Source organism: Pseudomonas sp. GNP013 (assembly GCF_054343995.1).
Genome location: NZ_JBTGUT010000001.1, coordinates 4,470,530 through 4,490,233, shown reverse-complemented (window position 1 = coordinate 4,490,233; position 19,704 = coordinate 4,470,530). Strand labels below are relative to the sequence as shown.

The 19,704-nt window shown below is 61.3% G+C and carries 15 protein-coding genes; 6 read left to right on the top strand and 9 right to left on the bottom strand.

Annotated features, from left to right (window positions below; genetic code table 11):
* Positions 1 to 49: 49 nt before the first annotated feature.
* Positions 50 to 964, bottom strand: a complete 915-nt coding sequence (locus ACXX81_RS19835) for a DMT family transporter (protein ID WP_458572254.1) — start codon at positions 962 to 964, stop codon at positions 50 to 52.
* A gap of 122 nt (positions 965 to 1,086) precedes the next feature.
* Here ACXX81_RS19835 and ACXX81_RS19830 point away from each other — a divergent pair, with 122 nt between their 5' ends.
* The 4 genes from ACXX81_RS19830 (at position 1,087) to ACXX81_RS19815 (ending at position 4,911) form a co-directional block, all read left to right on the top strand.
* Complete coding sequence (locus ACXX81_RS19830; RefSeq protein WP_209988003.1) at positions 1,087 to 1,386, top strand: PsiF family protein; 300 nt, start codon at positions 1,087 to 1,089, stop codon at positions 1,384 to 1,386.
* Between the two features lie 199 nt (positions 1,387 to 1,585).
* Positions 1,586 to 2,599, top strand: coding sequence for an AI-2E family transporter (locus ACXX81_RS19825; protein ID WP_209988006.1), 1,014 nt, complete (start codon positions 1,586 to 1,588; stop codon positions 2,597 to 2,599).
* Between the two features lie 337 nt (positions 2,600 to 2,936).
* Positions 2,937 to 4,274 carry a DUF6861 domain-containing protein gene (locus ACXX81_RS19820; RefSeq protein WP_458572253.1) on the top strand — a complete coding sequence of 446 codons (1,338 nt, stop codon included), beginning with the start codon at positions 2,937 to 2,939 and terminating at the stop codon, positions 4,272 to 4,274.
* A 13-nt stretch (positions 4,275 to 4,287) separates the two neighbouring features.
* Positions 4,288 to 4,911, top strand: a complete 624-nt coding sequence (locus ACXX81_RS19815) for a GAD-like domain-containing protein (protein ID WP_458572252.1) — start codon at positions 4,288 to 4,290, stop codon at positions 4,909 to 4,911.
* 89 nt (positions 4,912 to 5,000) lie between these two features.
* Here ACXX81_RS19815 and ACXX81_RS19810 read toward each other — a convergent pair whose 3' ends face one another.
* Positions 5,001 to 6,269 carry an Hsp70 family protein gene (locus ACXX81_RS19810; RefSeq protein ID WP_458572251.1) on the bottom strand — a complete coding sequence of 423 codons (1,269 nt, stop codon included), beginning with the start codon at positions 6,267 to 6,269 and terminating at the stop codon, positions 5,001 to 5,003.
* Between the two features lie 238 nt (positions 6,270 to 6,507).
* Between ACXX81_RS19810 and ACXX81_RS19805 the strand changes: the two genes are divergently transcribed.
* Complete coding sequence (locus ACXX81_RS19805; RefSeq protein WP_209988018.1) at positions 6,508 to 7,449, top strand: DnaJ C-terminal domain-containing protein; 942 nt, start codon at positions 6,508 to 6,510, stop codon at positions 7,447 to 7,449.
* 78 nt (positions 7,450 to 7,527) lie between these two features.
* Positions 7,528 to 14,517, top strand: coding sequence for an NEL-type E3 ubiquitin ligase domain-containing protein (locus ACXX81_RS19800; RefSeq protein ID WP_458572250.1), 6,990 nt, complete (start codon positions 7,528 to 7,530; stop codon positions 14,515 to 14,517).
* Between the two features lie 48 nt (positions 14,518 to 14,565).
* On the opposite strand, the gene ureC is transcribed toward ACXX81_RS19800, so the two are convergent.
* The 7 genes from ureC to urtE all read right to left on the bottom strand — a co-directional run bounded on the left by ureC (position 14,566) and on the right by urtE (position 19,694).
* Positions 14,566 to 16,266, bottom strand: coding sequence for an urease subunit alpha (ureC, locus tag ACXX81_RS19795; RefSeq protein WP_209988027.1), 1,701 nt, complete (start codon positions 16,264 to 16,266; stop codon positions 14,566 to 14,568).
* Positions 16,267 to 16,377: 111 nt separating this feature from the next.
* Positions 16,378 to 16,683, bottom strand: a complete 306-nt coding sequence (locus ACXX81_RS19790) for an urease subunit beta (protein WP_003236142.1) — start codon at positions 16,681 to 16,683, stop codon at positions 16,378 to 16,380.
* Positions 16,680 to 17,213: a GNAT family N-acetyltransferase gene (locus ACXX81_RS19785; protein ID WP_231422411.1), complete on the bottom strand. Its 534-nt coding sequence runs from the start codon at positions 17,211 to 17,213 to the stop codon at positions 16,680 to 16,682. The genes ACXX81_RS19790 and ACXX81_RS19785 overlap by 4 nt, the downstream gene beginning before the upstream one ends.
* Positions 17,214 to 17,218: 5 nt before the next feature.
* Positions 17,219 to 17,731, bottom strand: a complete 513-nt coding sequence (locus ACXX81_RS19780) for a GNAT family N-acetyltransferase (RefSeq protein WP_209988033.1) — start codon at positions 17,729 to 17,731, stop codon at positions 17,219 to 17,221.
* A 10-nt stretch (positions 17,732 to 17,741) separates the two neighbouring features.
* Positions 17,742 to 18,044: an urease subunit gamma gene (ureA, locus tag ACXX81_RS19775; RefSeq protein WP_003171437.1), complete on the bottom strand. Its 303-nt coding sequence runs from the start codon at positions 18,042 to 18,044 to the stop codon at positions 17,742 to 17,744.
* An 80-nt stretch (positions 18,045 to 18,124) separates the two neighbouring features.
* Positions 18,125 to 18,964 carry an urease accessory protein UreD gene (locus ACXX81_RS19770; protein ID WP_458572249.1) on the bottom strand — a complete coding sequence of 280 codons (840 nt, stop codon included), beginning with the start codon at positions 18,962 to 18,964 and terminating at the stop codon, positions 18,125 to 18,127.
* A gap of 31 nt (positions 18,965 to 18,995) precedes the next feature.
* Entirely contained in the window at positions 18,996 to 19,694 is a 699-nt protein-coding gene (gene urtE, locus ACXX81_RS19765) for an urea ABC transporter ATP-binding subunit UrtE (protein ID WP_057009713.1), read from the bottom strand.
* Positions 19,695 to 19,704 lie beyond the last annotated feature (10 nt).

The window sequence follows — 19,704 nt, the reverse complement described above, 5'->3', positions numbered from 1 at the left end:
TGTCGGCGTGATCGCTACAGGTTGTGAGTCGCGGCCAGGGCAAAAAGTTTTATCGGATTTTACCGGATGTGTCACGAGGGCCTGGCTGACGGTTCTGGCTCACCGGTGTCGTCCAGCGCTCCGACAGGATCACCCCGCCCAGGGTCAGCAAGCCGCCCAGCAGGTGATACAGCGCCAGTTCTTCTTTCAACACCACCGCTGCAATCAGCGCGGTGATCAACGGCAGCAGGTTGAAAAACAGCGTTGTGCGGCTCGGGCCCAGGGTCTTCACCGAATGCATCCACGCCAGCGGCGCCAGCATCGAGGCCAGCAAACAGGCGTACAGCACCAGTGGAATGTTCGCCCAGCCCAACCCTGTTTTGGGCGAGAACAGGAACAGCGGAAACAGCACCACCACCGCCACCAGCACCTGCAAGTACAACAACACCAAAGGCGGCAGGCGCAGTTGCCATTTTTTCAGCAGGGTGCTGTAGACCGCGTAGGCCAGGGTGGCCACCAGCATCATGCCGTCGCCCAGGTTGACCCCGTGTTGCAGCAGCGCGCCCAGGCTGCCGGACGACACCACCACGACCACGCCGCCAAACGACAGCACCGCCCCGGCAAGCGCGCCGTACGTGAGGCGCTGGCCCAGGCTGATAATCGTGGCAGTCAGCGCCATCAACGGCATCAGCGACAGGATGATGCCCATGTTGGTCGCCGAGGTCAGCGTCGCTGCGTAATAGGCCAGGCTCTGATACACCGCCATGCCCAGCACGCCCAGCACGAAGACCTTGCCCAGGTTAGGGCGGATTAACGGCCAGTGGGCAATCACCGGTTTAAGCATGAACGGGGTGAACAGCAGCGCCGCCAGCAACCAGCGGTAAAAGCCGATTTCGGCCGGGAAGATCGAGCCCACCGCCAATTTGTTGATCACGGTGTTGCCGGCCCAGATAAAAATGGCCAGCAGGGGATACGCGTATTGCATGAACATCGCCGTATAGATGGATGGGCGAGGATTATCCACCGTCCGCGCAGGAAGGTGTAACAGGGTTTGACTACACTCTGCCAAGGCCGTGCCCGTCGGCGCGGTAACCGGGAGAAAACTCCATGAAGATGCTGCGTATTCCTTTGCTGATGATGGGACTTTTGCTGTGTTCCCAAGGCTTTGCCGCCACTGCCCAGCAAAACAAGATGACCACCTGCAACGCCGAAGCCACTACCAAGACCCTCAAGGGCGACGAGCGCAAGGCCTTTATGAAGACCTGCCTGTCGGCCCCGGCCGCCAATGACGCCAAGGCTGTCACGCCGCAGCAGCAAAAGATGAAGGACTGCAACGCGTCAGCAAAAACCAAGGCGCTGGCCGGCGATGCGCGCAAGGCCTACATGAGCACCTGCCTCAAGGGCTGACGACGCTTTTGTAGCCACTGGCAATCGAGTGTGGGAGGGGGCTTGCCCCCGATAGCGGGATGTCAGGTAAAAGATGTGCTGGCTGACTGACCGCCATCGGGAGCAAGCCCCCTCCCACACTTGATCGCATCCCCCTCGCTTGATTCCCTCAAGGCTGGCAGACTGCCCATCCTTTTATCGCCGTTCGTTCTGAGGCTGTATGCCAACGTTTTCTCAGCGTCACGTGATATTGCTGGCCAGCTACATCATTATTCTCGGCGGGTTGTTGCTGGTGCTGCCGCTGAAATTGCTGCCCAGCCTGCTGGCAGGCCTGTTGGTCTATGAACTGGTCAACATGCTCACCCCCCAACTGCAGCGGCTGATAGAGGGTCGCCGCGCGCGCTGGCTGGCGGTGGCGTTGCTCGGCACGCTGATCGTCAGCGTGCTGGCGCTGATCTTCGCCGGCGCCATCAGTTTTCTGCTGCACGAAGCGGAAAATCCCGGCGCCTCTCTCGACAAATTCATGGGCGTGGTTGACCGTGCACGCGGCCAGTTGCCGCCGTTCCTCGACGCCTACCTGCCCGCCAGCGCCGCCGAATTTCGCGTGGCCATCGGCGACTGGCTCAGCAAGCACCTGAGCGAACTGCAACTGGTGGGCAAAGACGCTGCGCACATGTTTGTCACCCTGCTGATCGGCATGGTACTCGGCGCCATCATTGCCCTGCAGCGCGTGCCCGACCTGACCAAACGCAAACCCCTGGCCGCCGCGCTGTTCGACCGCCTGCACCTGCTGGTGCAGGCCTTTCGCAACATCGTTTTCGCGCAGATCAAGATCGCTGCGCTCAACACCGCTTTCACTGCGATCTTCCTGGCCGTGGTGCTGCCGCTGTGCGGCATCCACCTGCCCCTGACCAAAACCCTGATCGTGCTGACCTTCCTGCTCGGCCTGCTGCCGGTGATCGGCAACCTCATGTCCAACACCCTGATCACCATCGTCGCGCTGTCGCTGTCGATCTGGGTGGCATTGGCCGCGCTGGGCTACCTGATCGTGATCCACAAGGTCGAATATTTTCTCAATGCCCGCATCGTCGGCGGGCAGATCAGTGCCAAATCGTGGGAATTGCTGCTGGCGATGCTGGTGTTTGAAGCCGCGTTCGGCTTGCCAGGCGTGGTGGCGGGGCCGATTTACTATGCGTACCTCAAGAGTGAGCTGAAGCTGGGTGGGATGGTTTAGAGGGGCGCCGCGGGTCAACTGGCACGCGGCATTATCCAATCCTGAAAAACTAAGTTACTTATGCCAACGGCGTGAAGTTTCAGGTTCGACGGCCTATATAAGGCAACTCTATAATTGTGCATCGCTGTAGTACCTTTCTTACACTTATTTCATGGCGAACTATAGGAACGTTCTAATTAACTGTTTTGCGGCGTTTACCTATGGCGGCAGTTTCTTCGGCTCAGTAAGTTGCTCGACCGAATAACGTTAAGCCGCACATCTGCCAATCCTTATCGTGAGTTAGTTGGTTTCTTCCAACTTAATAAATATCAGGCAGGGCGGACGCTGGAGACAGTGAATGCTTGCATTGTCAGTGCCTTCCTGGTTCGACATAGAATCACGCTTGACCCATGCAATGGGCTATCAATCAGGCGCCAGCTTTCGTAACGCGTACAACGAGTCTCTTCCCTCTCTCGCGTTTAACCTGCGTCGGCTTAAATGCATCAGGACGGCTTTCATCCATGCCGAGTGGGAAGCCGCCGATCTTTTGAGACGACGCTTCGCTGACCTGGACATATCCAGCGTCCTTAACGATTTGATCGACGCCGTCGCTCAAATGGCGATGATTGTGGCCGGGAGCGTTTTAACCGGTGCTGTGATCGGTGCCGGCGTGGGCGTGCTGGGCGCTGGTGCCGGCGCCATTCCGCTGGGCGCCACCGGTGCTGCCCTGGGCTTGCAAGTCGCCGGCGGGATCCTGAGTGTGCTTGGGTTGGCCGCACTGACGGAGTTCTTTGCCGAGGGATTGCCTGCAATTGCCGAGTATTACCTCAGGGGCATTCGCACCGCCTGGGGCGCACCGCGTGGTGAAGAGGGGCTGACGGCCTATAGCCATGACGATTCTTTCGCCATTTATTGCGCCTCCCAGGAAATTGCGAAGGGCCATGTAGAAGCCGTCATCCTGCTGCTGGGCGCCATTGTCAGTTACCTCACGCGCGGTCGCGGCGACGCGCACGCCCTCGCCCAACAAATGCAAGCCAGCGCCAAAGGCAAGCGACTGGGCGCCTGGGTACTGAAACATGAAGAAGCCCTGAAAAATCGTCCGGAACTGCAAACGGCAAAATCGCACACTGGGTCGTATGTGCCTCAGCAGCCTGCTCCGGTAGCCACTCCTGCAAAATCCAGACAGCCGACCGTGGTCAAGCCCGGCAGGATGGCGCTGCATAATGTTGAGTGCTTCAAGGCGGACAAGCTGCCGGTTTACAAGGTGGGAGAATTCAAGCGGCAGTTGAAGGGGCAGGAAGGTGGGCTGAATCGGCTGACGATTGAGGAGTATTTGGAGAATATTGCGAGTCCGGTGAAGCGCAGTGCTAAAGCTGCCAGGCAGGCCCGACGAGACTTGGAGGAAAGGTTGAGCGCGAGATTTCAACTCGACTTCGCAGAATTGAGTCCCACTGATGCGGAGGAAGCTGCAATCAAAAAAGCCAAGGAAACGATGACAAGCCTTGCCGCACTCCATAATCCTGATCTGAGGGCTGGAGGGAAGGATGTCATCGCCGACTTTGGTGATCGGCAAGTCAATTCCAGCATAGGGCCGCAGTGGAAGCCAAAAATTCAAAACCTGAAAGAAGCTGCTGAGAAAATCCCAGAATCACAGCGCAAATCAACTTTTATCAACGTAAAACTGCATAAGTGCTGAACAGGAGGCATCCGTGGACGAAGTGTTTGCAAGGTTTATAGAGAAGCTGGGTGACCCTATCGACCGACAGGAAGTGCCAGCATCAAGCATCGAGCGCTACAGAGGCAAACTGCCTGGCAAGCTGCTGGAGTACTGGGCTGAACACGGCTGGTGCGGATACGGAAACGGAATTTTCTGGCTGGTAAATCCGCAGGAATATGAGGGGGTAGTAGCTTCATGGATTGAGGGGACGAAGCTTGAACAGCACGATACTTACCATTTGATTGCACGCGGTGCATTTGGCGGCCTGTACCTGTGGGGCGAAAGGACCGGATATTCCCTGAAGATAAGCAGCATTGTTTCCCGGTGCGTTATCCACGACTTCGAACCCACACCGGAAATAATGGATCGCAGACTTCAGGACTTTTTACTGTCCATAAGCGTGAAATCCAACGACTTTGGCGATCTCTTCAAACCCGCCAGGAAAAAGCTCGGCACTTTACGCCACGACGAGATGTATGGTTACGTTCCAGCATTGATGCTCGGTGGCCCGGACACGCTTGATCATCTTGAAAAGGTGAAGGCCGTTGAGCACCTTATCTTTCTCTCTCAGCTCGCCGGGCTTGAGCCCTATAGTTTTTCCGATATTCAGTTCTGATCAAATTTGGCGCTACAGGAGCAAATGCCCCATCAGCGCCTGGAGCACTGTGCTGAACAAGGCGGCGCAGCCGCCTCGCACTCAGGACATCAGCTGCCGTAGCGCTTGCTTGCCTCAATCGCCAAACCACTGCCGATACTGCCGAAGATGTTCCCTTCCACATGCCGCGCATTCGGCAGCATCGCGCAGATGCTGTGGCGCAGCGCCGGGATGCCGCTGGAGCCGCCGGTGAAGAACACCGTGTCCACCTGCTCGACGCTCACCGAGGCGTCATTGAGCAACTGCGTGACACTGCCGCGCACACGTTCCAGCAAATTGTCGATGGACGACTCGAACAGAGCCCGGCTCAAGTCCACGCTCAGGCCTTTTTCGATGCGGTCCAGCGCCACATGGCGGCTGTCTTCATGGGTCAGCTGGATCTTGGTTTCTTCCACTTCCATCGCCAGCCAGTGCCCGGCGCGCTGTTCGATCAACTTGAACAGGCGGTCGATGCCGCCGGTGTCTTCAATGTCGTAACGCATGCTGCCCAATGCCAGCTGGGATTTTTGCGAGTACACCGAGTTGATGGTGTGCCAGGTGGCCAGGTTCATGTGGTGACTGGTGGGCATATAGGCGCCGCTTTTCATGCGGCTGCCGTAGCCGAACAGCGGCATCATCCCTTGCAGGCTGAGCTGTTTGTCGAAGTCGGTGCCGCCGATGTGCACGCCGCCGGTGGCGAGGATGTCGCTCTGGCGGTTGTCGTTGTGGCGGCGGTCCGGCGACAGGCGTACCAGCGAGAAGTCCGACGTACCGCCGCCGATGTCGACGATCAGCACCAGTTCTTCCTTCTGGATGGTCGACTCGTAGTCAAACGCCGCCGCAATCGGCTCGTACTGGAACGAAATATCCTTGAACCCGATGGCGCGCGCCACGTCCACCAGGGTGTTTTCCGCTTCCTGGTCGGCCATCGGGTCGTCGTCGACGAAGAACACCGGGCGGCCCAGCACCACTTCCTCGAACTCGCGGCCAGCGGTGGCTTCGGCGCGGCTCTTGAGCTGGCCGATAAACAGCGCCAACAGATCGGTGAACGGCATCGCGGTGCCGAGCACGCTGGTGTCGTGCTTGATCAGCTTGGAACCCAGCAGGCTCTTGAGCGAGCGCATCAGCCGGCCTTCGTAGTTTTCCAGGTATTCGTGCAGGGCCAGGCGGCCGTATACCGGGCGACGCTCCTCGAAGTTGAAGAACACCACCGACGGCAAGGTGATCTTGTCGTCCTCCAGCGCAATGAGCGTCTCCTCGCCGGGGCGGATCCAGCCGACGGTGGAGTTGGACGTGCCGAAGTCGATACCGCAGGCACGGGCTGGGGCTGGGTTTTTCATGTCTATCGGGTTCCGGTTGCAAAACGGCCGCGCAGTGTATGCCAGTCGGGGGCGGATGCGTAGGCCGACCATCCGTTAAATAGTGCTTGAAACGGCGCGATTCGCCCCCACATCTGCTGCATACGGCACGCGCCGATAACACTTTGACGCACCCCCGGCCACACCACTCGACATGTGCAAACCATCGCACGGTGTAGAGCCGGCGGTGCGATCTCGATTTAAGGAAGGTGAACCGCCGATGGATTTCAAAGACTACTACAAGATATTGGGTGTCGAGCCGAGCGCCGATGACAAGGAAATCAAGGCCGCCTATCGCAAGCTCGCACGCAAATATCACCCGGATGTGAGCAAGGAAAAAGACGCCGAAGCCAAATTCAAGGACGCGTCCGAAGCCTATGAAGCGCTCAAGAGCGCCGACAAACGCGCCGAATACGACGAGCTGCGCAAATATGGCCAGCACGGCCAGCCGTTCCAGGGCCCGCCGGGCTGGCAGAGCCGTGGCGGCTTTGGCGGTGGCGGCGCGGGCACGGAGGATTTCTCCGACTTCTTCAGCTCGATCTTCGGCAATCGCGGCGACGGCTTTGGCGGCGGTCAGCGTCGTCCTGCCGGGCGCAAGGGCCAGGACGTGGAGATGCAGCTGACGGTCTCGCTGGAAGAGACACTGGCCACCGAGTCCAAGCAGATCAGCTTCCAGGTGCCGCAATACGACGCCTCCGGTCGCCACGTCAGCAACACCACCAAGAGCCTCAACGTGAAGATCCCCGCCGGCGTGGCCGACGGCGAGCGCATTCGCCTCAAGGCCCAGGGCGCGCCCGGCATCGGTGGCGGTGCCAATGGCGACCTGTACCTGATCATCCGGTTTGCGCCGCATCCAAAATTTGAAGTGGATGGCAACGACCTGATCATCAACCTGCCGCTGGCGCCGTGGGAATTGGCACTGGGCACGGAAGTGGCGGTGCCGACCCTCACCGGCAAAATCAACCTCAAGGTGCCGGCCGGCAGCCAGAACGGCCAGCGCATGCGCGCCAGGGGGCATGGCTTGCTGAACAAGGCCGGCGAGCGTGGCTATCTGTTTGTGCAGCTCAAGGCCGTGATGCCAAAGAGCAGCGACGAAGAGGTCAAGGCGTTGTGGCAGGAGCTGGCCAAAAAAGCGGCGTTCAACCCGCGAGAGCATTTCTGAGCGCCGATAAATAGGTAGGCTTTCCCGCCAGGGCCATTCGATAGGCTGTTTTTTCACAGCCTTCAAGGATGGCCCTTTATGTCACCTCAGCTTGTCACACTCCCCACCCATGGCGTCTTCAATGTCGACCTGCGCGGCGCGCACTACGACTTTCTCAAGGCGCGAGTACCCGATTGGTTCAACCAAGCCAGCACCCGGCGCCAGCAAGAACTCGCCAGCCACGAACTGCACCAGTTGCCCAGTTGGTATCGGGCGGCACTGCCCCAGGCCCGGCGCGTACTGGAGGCCAACCACACCCGCTACCGCGAGGCGCTCAATGCGCTTGAGCAGACGCTGGGCGACATCACCGATATCCAGGCCTTCGCCGAAGAGGCCCTGACAGCGGCGATCAAGCGCACCTTCAACCTCGATCTGGATGTCAAGAACGTCTACTTCGCCAGGAAGTACGCCTATGCAACCGGGCGTACCGACCTGTTTGGTGCATTCACCCTTGAGCGCCAGGACGACCCCGCGCTTGGCTACCGCTACCGTGGTGTTTCATTGCTGGAAGCGGCGCTGGCCAACTTCGAACCCGACGAAGAAATCCCTGCAGCCTGCGACGATTGCCACATTATTACCCGCTACAGCGGGTTTGATGGCGAGGCCAGTCCACCGTTCGAGGCACTCCAGCGCCAGGCCGTGCCCATCACCCCGCATGCCTTCGCCAAACTGTGCCGCACGCTTGACCTGGGCGAGCGTTATCTGGAACACCTCAACAGCGTGCTGCGCCCATCGGTCACGTACGAGCGCGATAAAGTGCAGCAGCGCCTGCAGGATTACTACCGCCAACAACTGGCCGTGAGCGTTGAGATGGCGCACCTGCAAGTGGCCAGCGTACCAGGCAACGGCGAAATCGATTCAGGCGTGAGTGACGAAGCCTACCAAATGCTCAAGCGCGTGCTGTCCGAGACGCCCGGCGCCAACCTGGACGGCCGCCCGGTGACGTTCGCCGCCTTGAAAGTCTTCGATATCCGACTGGTCGGACCCATTCTGATCGGCCCGGATCGCCTGCACAGCGACCGTGGTGAACGGGTGCTGGTGTTTATCCCCAACGACCCGCAGCAGCCCCTCAAGGAATATGCGTCCAGCGCCGATTTCATGGCCGACCTGCGTACGCGCCTGCACAGTGCTTCCTATCGGCGCTTTTTCAGCAGCTTTATACCCAAGCGCGACCAAGGGGCATTTTTTAAACAATTCAACAAACTGTACCAACCTGCCGATAACAGCGCCGCGTCCCTCGACTTCCCGCACCAGCCCGATTCGGAACGCTTGAGCCTGGGCGAGGCGGTCGTTACCGGAACACTGTGGGCGCACCAGGCCAACGCGTTTGTCGACAAGACGCTCAGCGATGCCCGGGCGGTTGCCGTGCCGACAGGCGACGAAGACATCAAGGCGCGCAACGAACGCCTGGAGAGCTATCTGGATGCGGTGGTCAGCTTCTTGAACCTGGCGGCTTTCGTTGTGCCAGGGCTGGGCCCGGTGATGCTGGCCGTGGGTGCTGCGCAAATGTGCGGTGAGGTCTTCGAAGGCATCGAAGCGGCGGAGCAGGGCGAAGTTCGCGAGATGTGGGCACACTTTTCCTCGGTGGCTCTGAATGCGGCGTTCTTTGCTGGCGGCGCCAAAGTACTGCCCCATGTCCAGTACGTGAATGTGCTGGACCGCTACAAACCGGTCACGATGCCCAAGGGCAAGCGGATGTTGTGGAAGGCCGACCTTGAACCCTATGAGTCGCCGATCAAACCGGCACCCGACGTCAAACCCGATGCGCTTGGCCTGCACGTGCACGAGGGCAAGACGTTGCTGTCCATTGAGGGCAAGTCCTATCAGGTAAGCCCGGACGCGCAGACCGGCGAGTACCGCATCCAGCACCCGAAGCGGCCCAAGGCCTACACGCCAAAAGTCGCACGTCACCCTCAGGGCGGCTGGAGCCATGAAGTTGAAGAACCCTTGACCTGGGATGAGCACACGCTGTACCGGCGCCTTGGACTGGAGCATTACGTGGATCAGGTGCGCATCAGCGGCGTCGAAGCGCCCACCCTGCGCGAAACCTTTATGAGCCAAGAGCCGTTGCCGATGGTGCTGGACGAGACGATCCAGCGTTTCCAAATCCATCAGCAACTCAGCACCTTTGTAGAGCAGATGAGCAGCAGCGATCCCCTGGTCTACGCACAGGCAGACCCGGCGCTGCAGCTCGACATCATGCAGCGGCGCGGCATGCTGCCGCAAAGCTCATCCCTGCGGGTGCTCGACCCAAGCGGCAAAGTGCTCTGGGAAAGCGTCGCTCCAGCGTCCGCCGAACGTCGCATTGCGCCGATCAGCCAGGCCGAGCTCGACAGCGGCCAACTGCTCGACGGGGTGCTCTACACCTTGCAAGGTGTTGACCCGTCACTGCTGGAAATACCCGGTACCCCTCAAGATCCGTTGTCGGTGCGCGCGCGCCTGTTGCGCAGGTTCATTGCCCGCACGGTCGGCGAGCTCAAAGGTAACCTGATGGACGAGCGCTACGCAGCTTCCACCCGCTCAAGCGATCCCAACGTTCAACGCGTGCAGGCCGATTACCCGGGGCTTTCCGCCCCAATGGCTGCGCACATGCTCGAAGGCCTGGACGCCGCTGCCCTGGAACACTTTCACGCCACCGGCCGGCTGTCCGGCACCCTCGCCGAGCAGATGCGCTGGTGCGCACAGGAAACCCGTGTGTCCCGCGCCTACGAAGGGCTGCATCTGGACACGCTGAACGTGATCGACAGCCATCGCCTGGCATTGCATACGCTCCAAACCGTGCCAGGATGGACGAGCGGCACGCGTGTGGAACTGCGCCATTATCGGACTGATGGGCCGCTGCTGGATGCCATCGGCGCCGCAGACGCGCCGCTGGGCAAGGCGTTGGTATTGCAGGACGACGGACTGTTTTCAGCGCCGCTGGGCGTGGATTTCTACAGCGCGGCATGGGAGGTATTGCCGCCTGCCCAGTGGCAACAGATGGGGTTGAGCGATGCCTCGCAACTCAAGCTAGCGATCCAGCAATCGCCGTTGCCGCGTGAGCCCCTGCGCCAGGTCCTGTTGAAACATCCGGTGCGCAAACCGGCCTACCATCGTGGTTTGCACTTGCTCGGCGGTGGCCCGGGTTTCCGGCAACTGCTCACAAGGACGGCGCAGGTGCTGCGTTCTCCCGAGGCGAGGGTGCGCCGGCTGTTTCCAACGTTCAGTGAGGCGATGGTCACCGAATTCATTCAGTCGCTGGGTAGCGATGTATCGAGTAGCCTGGCTCGGCGCGAGCTTGAACTGGACACGCTTGAGCGCACGTTGAAGCGTTGGGTCAAGGAAAATACACCGCAACCCACAGGCAGCGGTTTTGCCTCTGTGGTTTCATTAATCGCTGGCGAGGCCTCGGATATTTTGTATTGCTGGCGCCGGGGATGGAGGACAGAGCATCTAAGCCTCAACACACGAGCAGCAAAGTTGCCGGCCATCAGCGGCGACTTCAGCCATGTCCAGACGCTCGATCTCTATAACGTGGGCGCAGGTGGCGGTGTCGACACGTTTTTAAAAAACTTCAATCATCTCAAGCATTTGAAGGTGAGCGGTGCTCTGGCTGATGTCCCTTTGGCCGTCGCCGACATGAAGGCCCTGACCTCGCTGGAACTGGAGGGCAATGACATTCGCCTTACCCCGCAAAGCGCGACGGCGCTGAACTCGCTCACCAGCCTGGAAACGCTCAACCTGGGCCATAATCCGCTGGGCGTACCTCTCGATTTCAGTACGATGCCCGCGCTCAAGCGCGTCACGCTCAATGCTACGCAGATGGAGCGGTGGCCAACCGGCTTGTCGCCCTCGCTGGAACTTCTGGACCTGCGCAACAATAACCTGCGCCAGGTTCCCGAGGCACACGTGAACCCGCCGCCTGAACAGGTCGAAACCATGGCAAGGATCAACCGTGTCACGTTGCTGGACGGCAACCCATTTCCCGTGGACTACTGGCGAGTCTTCGATGCTTACTGGAAGCGTCTGGGTGAGTCCCGTCCCGACTTGGCCGCCGGTGCACTGCACGACGCTTTCGATAGCGGCATGGGCACGGGCAAGTCGATCATGCGCAGGCTCTACCCGAACTACAGCGCCCAGCAGATCAGGGACTTTATCTGGAAGCTGGGGACCGGCGCAGGCACCGAGTTGATCGCGCTGGAGCGCGAGTTCAATCTGCTCGAATCTCAACTGGACGCCTGGACGTTCTCGGGTGTGGGCGCGCAGCAGCGTTATGTCAGGCCGCAGCAATGGCAAATGACTATGGCGGTGCACAGTGGACGCTACGAAGCCCGGCAACGCATTTTGCGCTGCTGGCGCAAGGAAACCCCGCAGATGCTGGCCGCCGATGGCACGCCGATTGGCCTGGAGCTGGACCTCAGCGGCCTGAACCTGCCAAGCCTGCCTGACCTGGAAGCGGACCTTGGCCATGTGGGCTCGCTCAAGTTGAACAACATGAACCTGACCACCTCCCCGGAGGGCTTTCTCTCGCGCTATCGCGGGGTGCGCTGGCTGGATTTGTCGGGCAACCACCTGCGAGAACTACCGCCAGCCCTGGGCCAAATGCACGGCTTGACGCGCTTGTTCCTGCAATTCAACAGTATTCGCCTGAGTCCCGAGGCGGCCGGCATTCTGTCTGAGCGCGTCACCTTGCGCGCCCTGGACCTGAGCTACAACGACCTGGGCTTGACCCCCGACTTCACTCAAATCACCGATATGCGCTCCCTCAACCTGGCGCACACCGGTCTGGAGACCTGGCCGGCGGGTTTGCTTGAGCAACCCTTGCTCGACGGGATAAACCTTTCAGGCAACCGGCTGACGACCATTCCCGCCTCGATCATCGCGCCCTCCGACGAACAACTGGCAACCACCGCGCGGGTCAACAACGTGACGGATGCGAGCGACAACCCCTGGACCGACGCGACCTTGCAGGCCACGCGCGCTTACGGCGAGCGGCTTGAACGCGCGGGCCTGGCTTCGCCGGAGCGCCCGAACCGGCTGGTCGCTACAGCGCCGCGCAGCACGGGGCGAGTGGCGCGGGGTGGGGGCAACGATGCGGTCTTTCGGCGTTGGGCCGTCGGCCTGTCCGAAACCGAGGCGGCCGCCCGCCAGATCCAGTGGCAAGGCCTGCGTGGGCAGACCGGCTCGCAAGGGTTTTTCGACATGCTCCGGGACCTGCAAACCACTGTCGACGGGCAGGAAGACCTGCAGCGCCGCGTCTGGGCGGTGATCGATTCCATCACGGCCAACTCCACCCAGTCGGAAAGCCTGCGCGCGCAAATGTTCGAGTGGGCGGGCAGGGCGGCATGCTGCGACCGGGCGGCGTTGTCGTTCAGTAACCTGGAAGTCATGTCGCTGGTCGACAAGGCCCGGCTCCAGGCGTTGGACGCGACCCAGGGCGTGGCGCTGTCGAGCTTGTCCAGGGGATTGCTGCGCCTGGACGAGGTTGAGCGGATTGCCCTGCGCGATATTGATCAACGTCGCGCCACGATCAATGCCGACCCGGCGTTGACGGCGGCCGAAAAATACACGCGCCTGGCGCTATTGGAGGAGGTTGAAATCAGGTTGGCCTATCGCTACGGCCTCAAGGACCGCCTGCAACTGCCTGGGCAACCCCTGGACGTCAAGTTCACCCAGTTGGGCAACGTAACCCCGGCCATGCTGGACGCTGCCTACACCCGCGTTGTGGCACTGGATAATTCGGCGCAGATGTTCCAGGCCTTGCTGGCCCGGGAATTCTGGCAGGACTACGTGACGCAGAAATATCGGCCCCGGTTCGAGGCACAGAGCAAACCGTATCAGGACCGGATGGCGGCTTTGCACGACAGGTTTTCTGACGGCACCCTGGCCGAAGCGGCCTACGACACGCAGGCCAGGGCGCTGCAAGCCCAACTGGCGATTGATGATGCCGCGCTGATCGACACCCTGACCCGCCAGGAGATCGCCGCGCACCTGCTCCCCAGGGAGCCGCTTCAAACCTTGAACGAACCGGTGTTCAGTCAGCTCACCTTGCAGTTTTCGAACGCCCAGGCCATCGAATTCGAGGGCAAACAGTATTTCATCGCAAGCCTGCCGGACGCCGGGGATGGGCAGCATTATCTGTTGCGCGTGCAACGCTCGGACAATCCTTATGAACTGGCCAACAGCGGCATCATTGCCAAGCCGGATGCGGCGGGGGTGTGGAAGCGCAGGGGCCTCAAAGGCGGGGGCGTTTCCGAGGACGAGTACGAGTCTGCGTCGGAGTCCATGCCGGTCACGCCCTACAGCGCTGACGAACTCGCCTTCATGCGTCAGGCCGTGCACTTTTCGGCTCAGAAGAACGTGCTGGGGCGCTACAACCGGGCCAACAACGGCAAGTATCCTCTCAGGGACCTGCAAGGTCGGCCGATTCGTATCCGCAGCCTGGAGCGAGAGGCCCGGATGGACGCCGGGACGACCTATGCCTCGACCCAGATCAAACCCTACATCCGCTTTGAAGGGTATGAGCGCGTGGCGGCCTTGTATGAAGAGAAACTGCAATGGCGCACGTTCACCGCCGATGACGTGAAAGTGCCCGGAGAAAAAGCCTTGATCGGGCAGTCCATGGTGGTGGCCAACCGGCGGATCGCCAAGGGCGAAATCATCGGCCTGTACGGCGGGGTGGTGATCCCCTACGACATGTCGGTGCGCTCGGAGAGCACGTTCGGCATGGTCGTTGCCTATAAAATGCTCCCGGACGCCGGCGCGTTTCGCGCCGATCCGATCTTTATCATCGGCGACACCATCACCTCCAGGATCAACACGAACTTCGAATACGATGCTCAAGGCACGCCGGTACGCCAGGCCACCGGCGGGTACAACGTCGAGTGCGTGCCGTTCCAGGTGGAAGCCGAGCACGCCACCAGCGCGCCAGGCAAGAGAACGACCTATCGGTTGAATACGATGTTTGCCACGCAAGATATCCCGGCAGGTGTGGAACTGCGGATGGATTACGGTTACACCGAAAACATGATCAAGAACAAATTTGCGTGAGGCATCGGCCCTGAACACCGCCTGGTATTCAGGGTCGCCAAGGCCGAGTCAGAACAGGAAATACCGCTGCGCCATCGGCAGCACCTCGGCCGGCTCGCACCACAGCAGTACGCCGTCCGCCTTGACCTGGTAGGTCTGCGGGTCCACTTCGATGTCCGGCAGGTAATCGTTGTGGATCAGGTCGGTTTTCTGCACGTCACGGCAGCCCTTGACCACCGCAATCTGCTTTTTCAAGCCCAGGGCCTCGGGCAATCCGGCGTCCTGCGCCGCCTGGCTGATAAAGGTCAGGCTGGTGGCGTGCAGCGAACTGCCAAAGCTTGCGAACATCGGGCGATAGTGCACCGGCTGCGGCGTGGGAATCGACGCGTTGGCGTCGCCCATCAGGCTTGAGGCAATCGCGCCGCCCTTGAGAATCAGCGTCGGCTTGATACCGAAAAACGCCGGACGCCACAGCACCAGATCGGCCCACTTGCCCACTTCAATCGAACCGACGATATGGCTCACGCCGTGGGTGATCGCCGGGTTGATGGTGTACTTGGCGATGTAGCGCTTGGCGCGGAAGTTGTCGTTGCCGGGGCCGTCGCCGGGCAGCGGGCCGCGCTGTTTTTTCATCTTGTCGGCGGTCTGCCAGGTGCGTGTGATCACCTCGCCGACCCGGCCCATGGCCTGGCTGTCGGAGCTGATCATCGAGAACGCGCCGAGGTCGTGCAGGATGTCTTCGGCGGCGATGGTCTCGCGGCGGATGCGGCTTTCGGCGAAGGCCACGTCTTCGGCAATGCTCGGGTCGAGGTGATGGCAGACCATCAGCATGTCCAGGTGTTCGTCGATGGTGTTGCGCGTGAACGGTCGCGTCGGGTTGGTGGAGCTGGGCAGCACGTTGGGGAAACCGCAGGCCTTGATGATGTCCGGCGCGTGGCCGCCACCGGCCCCTTCGGTGTGGTAGGTGTGAATGGTGCGGCCCTTGAGCGCGGCCAGGGTGGTTTCGACGAAGCCGGACTCGTTGAGGGTGTCGCTGTGGATCGCCACCTGCACGTCGTATTGGTCGGCGACGCTCAGGCAGTTGTCGATGCTGGCCGGTGTGGTGCCCCAGTCTTCATGCAGCTTCAAACCGATGGCGCCGGCCTTGACCTGTTCGATCAACGGTTCGGGCAGGCTGGCGTTGCCTTTGCCGGTGAAGCCGATGTTCATCGGGAACGAATCGCTGGCCTGGAGCATGCGCGCCAGGTGCCAGGGGCCGGAGGTGCAAGTGGTGGCGTTGGTGCCGGTAGCCGGCCCGGTGCCGCCGCCGATCATGGTGGTGACGCCGCTGGTCAGCGCCTCTTCGATCTGCTGCGGGCAGATGAAATGCACGTGGCTGTCGATGCCGCCGGCGGTGAGGATCATGCCTTCGCCGGCGATCACTTCGGTGCTGGCGCCGATGGCCATGGTCACGCCGGGTTGAATGTCCGGGTTGCCGGCTTTGCCGATAGCGTGGATGCGGCCATTCTTGAGGCCCACATCGGCCTTGACGATGCCCCAGTGGTCGATGATCAGCGCGTTGGTGATCAACGTGTCGACCACTTCGTGGGCGAGCAACTGGCTCTGGCCCTGGCCATCGCGGATCACCTTGCCGCCGCCGAATTTGACCTCTTCGCCGTAGACGGTGAAGTCCTGTTCCACTTCGACGAACAGCTCGGTGTCGGCCAGGCGGACCTTGTCACCGACGGTGGGGCCGTACATGTCGGCGTAGGCTTGGCGGCTGATTTTCATGTGTGTGAACCCTGAAAAAATGTGTTGAATGTGAAACCGCTATCGGGAGCCAGCCCCCTCCCACAGGGAACGTACTTCAACTGTGGGAGGGGGCTGGCTCCCGATGAGGCCCTAAAGATCACCCATGATTCGGCCGGCAAACCCGAACACCCGCCGCCCACCGCTCAAGTCCACCAACTCGATGTCGCGACTCTGCCCCGGCTCAAAGCGCACCGCCGTGCCCGCCGGAATATTCAGGCGCATGCCCCGGCTTGCCGCGCGGTCGAAGGTCAGCGCGTCGTTGGTCTCGAAAAAGTGATAGTGCGAGCCCACCTGAATCGGCCGGTCGCCGCTGTTGGCCACGCTCAGGGTGACGGTGCGGCGGCCGACATTCAGTTCGATCTCGCCAGGCTGGATCTGATATTCACCAGGAATCATGCAGGTTGCCCCAGGGTCTTGAAGTAGATGGCGGTCGGGCTGTAGCGCCCGTCCGGGCTTTGGCAGTAGTCGGGCAGTTCACCGACTTTGGTGTAGTGCAGCGATTGGTAGAAAGCTTCCGCGCCGGAGCCGGCCTCGGTGTCCAGATACAAGAGGCCGCGCCGGTGCTGGCGCGCGGCGAGTTCCAGCGTGTTCATCAACTGCTGGCCCAGGCCATGGCGTCGCGCGCTGCTGTGTACCAGCAGCTTTTGTACTTCGGCGCGGTTGCGCCCGTTGGCTTTCTGGCACAGCGCCAATTGCACGCTGGCGATCACCTGCTCGTCGCGCACCACTACCCACAGCAGCAGGCTCTGGTCTTCGATGCTGGCCTGTACGCCGGTCAGGTAGGCGCGGGCCTGGGCCTCGTCGAAGTCGGCCATGAAGCCGACCGAGGCGCCATGCTGTACCGCGTCCAGCAACAGCTCGATCAACCCCAGGCGGTAGTGGGCAAAACTTTCAGCATTGACTCGACGCAGTTGCGCAGTACTCATCGATGTCACTCCTTGGGCGGTTCGGCGCCCGGGTTCAAGGCCAGTTGCATGAAGGTCAGGTCCAGCCAGCGGCCGAACTTGATGCCCACTTGCGGCATCTGCCCGGTGGTGACGAACCCCAGGCGTTCGTGCAGGCGGATCGAGGCCAGGTTGCCGCTTTCGATGGCCGCGACCATCACGTACTTGCCGCAGGTGCGCGCGCGTTCGATCAGGGTTTCCATCAGCCGTGGGCCCAGGCCTTTGCCGCGCTGGTCGTTGCGCACGTACACCGAGTGTTCGACGCTGTAGCGAAAGCCTTCGAAGGGCCGCCAGTCGCCAAACGAGGCGTAGCCGGTGACCTCGTCGTTTTCGATCGACACCAGAATCGGATAGCCCAGGGCCTGTCGCGCCTGGAACCAGGCCTGGCGGTTGGCCAGATCCACCGGTTGCTCGTTCCAGATCGCCGTGGTGTTGAGCACCGCATCGTTGTAGATGGCGCAGATCGCCGACAGGTCGCTTTCAATGGCATCACGAATCATGGCCGGCCTCTCACGCGATGGGCTGGTGGACGGTGACCAGCTTGGTGCCGTCCGGGAAGGTGGCTTCCACCTGGATATCCGGAATCATCTCCGGGATGCCTTCCATCACCTGTTCGCGGCTGAGCAGGGTGGTGCCGTAGTGCATCAGGTCGGCGACGGTGCGGCCATCGCGCGCGCCTTCCATCAGCGCAGCGGAAATGTAGGCGATGGTTTCCGGGTAGTTGAGCTTCACCCCGCGTGCCAGGCGGCGCTCGGCAACCAGGCCGGCGGTGAAGATCAGCAGTTTGTCTTTTTCCCGTGGGGTCAGATCCATGGTTCAAGGTCCTTCAGACTACATTCATAAAAACACTGGAGATCCCTGTGGGAGGGGGCTTGCTCCCACAGTGTTGATCTTCATGTGCTCCAGATTCTCGGTGCTACCGCTTCCCGTCCCAGCACCGCCGGGCGCAGCAAACGCCATAAATCAATCAACCAGGCCCGCGCCTGCAGCGCTTCACTGGCCAGGCAGCGGGCCACCAGCAGCCCGGGCAGTTGGGTCAGGTCGCCGCGCACCGCATGGGGCAGGGCGCGGCAGGCTTCAAGTAAGTCAGGATCGATGTCGCCGGTGAGCAGCAGGGTGGCGAACACCGGTTGCCCGTCCAGGCCGATGGGTGAGTCGAGCAGGCCATCGGCGCCCACAATGCGCTGGCGCTCATGCCAGAGCAACTGGCCGTCGCGGCGGATATCCAGGTGCGACTGGAAGTGGCCCAGGTCAAAGCGCTCGTCGCTGGCCGGGCGACCGAGGGCGACCACGTCCCAGTAGAACAACCGTGCATCGCCCTGCAGCTCAATGCGTGTGGTCAACTCGGCCTGGGCGGCGCTGAACACGATGGTTTCCTGGGGCAGCCACTCCAGCGTGGCGCCGTCCTGCACCGTCAGTTCGAGCTGTTGATACGCCGGACCATTGGCGCGGTACCACTTGGCGGCGCCGGGGCTGGTCAATTGTGCCCACGCCCCGTCGCCAACGTGGGCGCGGATATCCAGCCGATCACCGCCAGCAATGCCGCCGGGCGGGTGCACGATGATGTGCTGACACACCTCGGGGCCTTCGGCGTAGAGGTGCTTTTGCACGCGCAGCGGGCCGCTGTGCCGGCGCATCACCGGGCGCGTGGTATCGCCGAAACGCGCGTAGCCGAGGTCCAGCGCGGCGTGCCAGCTGGGGGTGAACAGGGCAGGGGAAACGGGCAGGTTCATGGTTTCTGGCTTAGTGTCGGGACGCCACAGGTTAGATGGTTACGAGGCCGCGTACACCCTCGCTTTGCATATTTTCGCCACGGCCCTGCTGCACGATTTCACCCCGCGACATCACCAGGTACTGGTCGGCCAATTCGGCGGCAAAGTCGTAGAACTGCTCCACCAGCAGGATCGCCATGTCGCCGCGAGCCGCGAGTTTTCTGATCACCGCGCCGATCTCCTTGATCACTGACGGCTGGATGCCTTCGGTCGGTTCATCGAGAATCAGCAGGCGCGGACGGCTGGCCAGGGCGCGGCCGATTGCCAATTGCTGTTGCTGCCCGCCGGACAGGTCGCCGCCGCGTCGATGTTTCATCTGCAGCAGCACCGGGAACAGCTCGTAGATGAACGCCGGCACTTCCTTGGCCTCGGCGCCAGGAAAACGCGACAACCCCATCAACAGGTTCTCCTCCACCGTCAATCGAGCGAAAATTTCCCGGCCCTGGGGCACGTAGGCAATGCCGGCGTGCACGCGCTGGTGCGGCTTGTAGCCGGTGATGGCTTTGCCTTCCCAGTTCACTGCGCCTTCCTTGGCCGGCAGCAGGCCCATCAGGCACTTGAGCAGGGTGGTCTTGCCCACGCCGTTGCGTCCGAGCAGGCAGGTGACTTCGCCGATCTTCACGTCAAACGAAAGCCCGCGCAGGATGTGGCTACCGCCGTAGTACTGGTGCAGCTTGTCGACTTGCAGCATGTTCAAATAC

What these genes read in the sequence shown, in the direction of transcription:
- ACXX81_RS19835 (WP_458572254.1), bottom strand. Translation starts at nt 964, where the DNA reads ATGCAATACGCGTATCCCCTGCTGGCCATTTTTATCTGGGCCGGCAAC.
- ACXX81_RS19830 (WP_209988003.1), top strand. Translation starts at nt 1,087, where the DNA reads ATGAAGATGCTGCGTATTCCTTTGCTGATGATGGGACTTTTGCTGTGT.
- ACXX81_RS19825 (WP_209988006.1), top strand. Translation starts at nt 1,586, where the DNA reads ATGCCAACGTTTTCTCAGCGTCACGTGATATTGCTGGCCAGCTACATC.
- ACXX81_RS19820 (WP_458572253.1), top strand. Translation starts at nt 2,937, where the DNA reads ATGCTTGCATTGTCAGTGCCTTCCTGGTTCGACATAGAATCACGCTTG.
- ACXX81_RS19810 (WP_458572251.1), bottom strand. Translation starts at nt 6,269, where the DNA reads ATGAAAAACCCAGCCCCAGCCCGTGCCTGCGGTATCGACTTCGGCACG.
- ACXX81_RS19805 (WP_209988018.1), top strand. Translation starts at nt 6,508, where the DNA reads ATGGATTTCAAAGACTACTACAAGATATTGGGTGTCGAGCCGAGCGCC.
- ACXX81_RS19800 (WP_458572250.1), top strand. Translation starts at nt 7,528, where the DNA reads ATGTCACCTCAGCTTGTCACACTCCCCACCCATGGCGTCTTCAATGTC.
- ureC (WP_209988027.1), bottom strand. Translation starts at nt 16,266, where the DNA reads ATGAAAATCAGCCGCCAAGCCTACGCCGACATGTACGGCCCCACCGTC.
- ACXX81_RS19790 (WP_003236142.1), bottom strand. Translation starts at nt 16,683, where the DNA reads ATGATTCCTGGTGAATATCAGATCCAGCCTGGCGAGATCGAACTGAAT.
- ACXX81_RS19785 (WP_231422411.1), bottom strand. Translation starts at nt 17,213, where the DNA reads ATGAGTACTGCGCAACTGCGTCGAGTCAATGCTGAAAGTTTTGCCCAC.
- ACXX81_RS19780 (WP_209988033.1), bottom strand. Translation starts at nt 17,731, where the DNA reads ATGATTCGTGATGCCATTGAAAGCGACCTGTCGGCGATCTGCGCCATC.
- ureA (WP_003171437.1), bottom strand. Translation starts at nt 18,044, where the DNA reads ATGGATCTGACCCCACGGGAAAAAGACAAACTGCTGATCTTCACCGCC.
- ACXX81_RS19770 (WP_458572249.1), bottom strand. Translation starts at nt 18,964, where the DNA reads ATGAACCTGCCCGTTTCCCCTGCCCTGTTCACCCCCAGCTGGCACGCC.
- urtE (WP_057009713.1), bottom strand. Translation starts at nt 19,694, where the DNA reads ATGCTGCAAGTCGACAAGCTGCACCAGTACTACGGCGGTAGCCACATC.